This is a genomic window from Sphingomonas sp. Ag1, assembly GCF_000980895.1.
GTDB lineage: Bacteria > Pseudomonadota > Alphaproteobacteria > Sphingomonadales > Sphingomonadaceae > Sphingomonas > Sphingomonas panaciterrae.
In genome coordinates, this window is record NZ_LAZX01000032.1 from 1 (window position 1) to 2,528 (window position 2,528).

A 2,528-nucleotide genomic window follows, 5' to 3' on the forward strand; every position below is an offset into this window, starting at 1 on the left:
CTGGAACGCTCAAATGGGAAGCGCCGCCAGACATGCTGGGCGGCGCTCTTCATATCAGGACGGGCGTCTGAGAAGTTACACGAGCATACTCGCGGCCTGCACCACATAGTAGGTCGAGAAGCTGCCACCATCGCCGGCCTGAACGTGCTCGTTGCCATCGACGGTTTCGACGCGAACCGCTTCCCAAGCCTCTGCAAGCTCGGCCACGCAGGCATCGACCAGCTTTTGCCGAAACGGGCTGATCCACTGCACGGAAACGTCGAGCACGCTTTCGGGGTCTTCTGCGCTCATCGGGTGATGGATTGCTGCGAACATAGTCTTCATGGCCGATCCCCTCAGAAACGCGGAAGCTGAAGATGCTCGTCGGCAATTTCGAGCTTAAAGTAGCTGCGATGCCGCTCGACATAGACCTTCGTGCCTTCGAAGTTGACCGAGAAGGCGTCTTCCTCGAAAAGCTCGCTGTAGTCGAAAGTGTTAAGCGCGTAGTCTGCGAATGCTGCTAGATCGATCTGCATGTCGGGCATCTCCGTTGTCCGACAATCCAGCTATAACCAGAGTTTTTGCAGGGCGAGCAAAGAAAGACGTGTCAGCAGAAATTGAATGAATAAGTTAGCTGTTCAAAAGAGTTGAACGCGAGAGCAGTCTTCGGTTGAGCCTTGCCTACTCTGGAAACAAACGAGTGGGGCAACAGCAAACGGAGATCGAAAATGCAGGCACGCAAGTTAGTTGGTCAGCACGATATGATGCTCAGCAGCGCGATCGGTGACAGCAAGTGGGTTCGGACCCGGCTTATCCAGAAGGGTGATCGCAGCGTCCGTGCGCTGTACCTGACGGAATGCGAGGTGAACGATCCGCAGCGTTTCGGATACTTGCAGGGCACTTGGTGGCGTCTTGAGCACGCTGAGTTCGAGAGGCAGGAACCTCGCCGGCAGGAGTTCAGGGACGAACTCGGCAGCTACACGCTGATGGAGTGCAACAGCAGTGACCCCGACAAGCTGTTTTACACGCAGGGCAGTTACTGGAAACAGGAACGATAGAACGGTGGAAAAGGCGGCGAGGTAACTCCCGCTTTTTCTACCTGTGATTGAGCGGCCTTTGAGCTTGACCCCCGCGCCATTTGGCGTTTGCGTAAATCACGCATTTGGGAGGCACTTAATGACCGGCAGGAAGATGGAAGTCCGTCACGTCGATGGCTTCGCACAATCTCTTTACAGCACGATCCTGAGCAAACAGGAAACGCGCGACCAATTGCCCGACGACGAGATTAAGGCTCGCATCCTCAAGGCCGGTGCCGACTTCGTGCGCTACGTCTCAGACAATCTCAACGACAGCAACGGGGTTGTCTATACTTGCATCGAATGGCCGCAAGCCGGTCAGCTACAGCGTGGCTTGATCTTCGCCTACAACCCGCGACACATCAACGATCCCGAATACGGCACACCCGGTTTCAACCGAGAATACACGGGACAGGGCCACCGCGTTGACGGCATCCTCACGTGGGAACAGGCCGAGGGCGACTTCCACGCTTATGCGCTGGCGCAGTTTGGCCGCCCTCAAGCCGTCGAGTGAGAGCTTACCTCCACGGATGGAATTTGTTGTCGAGCAGACGGCAAGCGTTGTGGTCGCGCGTGACGTCCATGAACATGAAAGCCTCATAGCTGGAACAGTTACGCATAACAGTGGCGAGGTAGATGCGCGCGGACACGAGCGAGTAAGCGTTGAGTGCGTGAATGGCGATGCGCTTGAGCATTGTTGTTCTCCGTTGCTGTCAGAGAACAACAGTGCCAACCCGTTCAGAAGTCAGCCGTTGAATTGCATACCTAGAGCAAGTCTTTGCTCGCTTTGTTGGGTAACTGGTGTTTGATCCGCATGTGGCCACAAACAGGAGAGCCACATGGAATGGATTGCAATGCTGGGGGCAGAGGTTGCCCAGCAGCTAGTTGCCAACGGGAAAGAGCAAGCACCGCTCAAGGGCACCCGACGCGAGCGTGATTTCGAGCCTGTCTGTAAGATCTTTTTGCCGTGGACCGGCGGCACATGGTTGCTGACAGAACTTGACGACGAGGGGCTGGCGTTCGGCCTAGCGGACATAGGCTATCCCGAACTCGGCTATATCTCGCTGGACGAGATTTGGGAGGTAGTCGGGCCAGGAGGCTTGCGCGTCGAGCGCGACATACACTTCAGGGCCACAAAGACGCGTAGCCACTACGCCACAGAGGCACGCGCCACAGGTCGCATCACAGCTTAACGGATCGGTGGCCGGGTCGCGTAAGCGGCTCGGCTGTTCCGTGAGCGCAACAGGCTTGAAAAAGCCCCGCTGTTGCCAGCAGGGCTTTTGGGTTCACTCGGAGTGAGGTGTTACGCGGCTGGTGCTTCGGTCTTTTTCCGGCGCGCCTCACCCATCGTTGCAGAGCGGGCCTTGACCTGCGTTTCCATCGTCTCAAGCTGCGCGTTGAAAGCGCCCTTCTCCACGTCCGCCTTGATGGCGTTCAGGACTTCAACGAACTTGTCCTTGGGAACAGCGACTT

At 56.8% G+C, this 2,528-nt stretch carries 6 protein-coding genes; 3 read left to right on the forward strand and 3 right to left on the reverse strand.

The genetic code is table 11. The annotated features are described in order from the left end of the window. Positions 1-75 precede the first annotated feature (75 nt). Positions 76-324, reverse strand: a complete 249-nt coding sequence (locus XM50_RS00300) for a hypothetical protein (RefSeq protein ID WP_156167016.1) — start codon at positions 322-324, stop codon at positions 76-78. Positions 325-335: 11 nt separating this feature from the next. Next, positions 336-515 (reverse strand): hypothetical protein, encoded by a 180-nt coding sequence (locus XM50_RS00305; RefSeq protein WP_156167018.1) that lies wholly within the window; start codon positions 513-515, stop codon positions 336-338. A gap of 192 nt (positions 516-707) precedes the next feature. On the opposite strand from XM50_RS00305, the gene XM50_RS00310 reads away from it, so the two are divergent. Together XM50_RS00310 and XM50_RS00315 are read left to right on the forward strand one after the other, a co-directional pair. Further along, on the forward strand, positions 708-1,037 hold the full coding sequence (locus XM50_RS00310) for a hypothetical protein (protein WP_046406387.1): 330 nt from the start codon (positions 708-710) through the stop codon (positions 1,035-1,037). Between the two features lie 118 nt (positions 1,038-1,155). Continuing rightward, positions 1,156-1,569 carry a hypothetical protein gene (locus XM50_RS00315; protein WP_046406389.1) on the forward strand — a complete coding sequence of 138 codons (414 nt, stop codon included), beginning with the start codon at positions 1,156-1,158 and terminating at the stop codon, positions 1,567-1,569. A 4-nt stretch (positions 1,570-1,573) separates the two neighbouring features. Here XM50_RS00315 and XM50_RS19835 read toward each other — a convergent pair whose 3' ends face one another. After that, on the reverse strand, positions 1,574-1,750 hold the full coding sequence (locus tag XM50_RS19835; RefSeq protein ID WP_156167020.1) for a hypothetical protein: 177 nt from the start codon (positions 1,748-1,750) through the stop codon (positions 1,574-1,576). 144 nt (positions 1,751-1,894) lie between these two features. Here XM50_RS19835 and XM50_RS00320 point away from each other — a divergent pair, with 144 nt between their 5' ends. Beyond that, complete coding sequence (locus XM50_RS00320; protein WP_046406391.1) at positions 1,895-2,248, forward strand: DUF2958 domain-containing protein; 354 nt, start codon at positions 1,895-1,897, stop codon at positions 2,246-2,248. Positions 2,249-2,528 lie beyond the last annotated feature (280 nt).

Bases quoted from the DNA above. Each gene is read 5' to 3' on its own strand.
- XM50_RS00300 (WP_156167016.1), bottom strand. From the start codon at position 324: ATGAAGACTATGTTCGCAGCAATCCATCACCCGATGAGCGCAGAAGAC.
- XM50_RS00320 (WP_046406391.1), top strand. From the start codon at position 1,895: ATGGAATGGATTGCAATGCTGGGGGCAGAGGTTGCCCAGCAGCTAGTT.
- XM50_RS00305 (WP_156167018.1), bottom strand. From the start codon at position 515: ATGCAGATCGATCTAGCAGCATTCGCAGACTACGCGCTTAACACTTTC.
- XM50_RS19835 (WP_156167020.1), bottom strand. From the start codon at position 1,750: ATGCTCAAGCGCATCGCCATTCACGCACTCAACGCTTACTCGCTCGTG.
- XM50_RS00310 (WP_046406387.1), top strand. From the start codon at position 708: ATGCAGGCACGCAAGTTAGTTGGTCAGCACGATATGATGCTCAGCAGC.
- XM50_RS00315 (WP_046406389.1), top strand. From the start codon at position 1,156: ATGACCGGCAGGAAGATGGAAGTCCGTCACGTCGATGGCTTCGCACAA.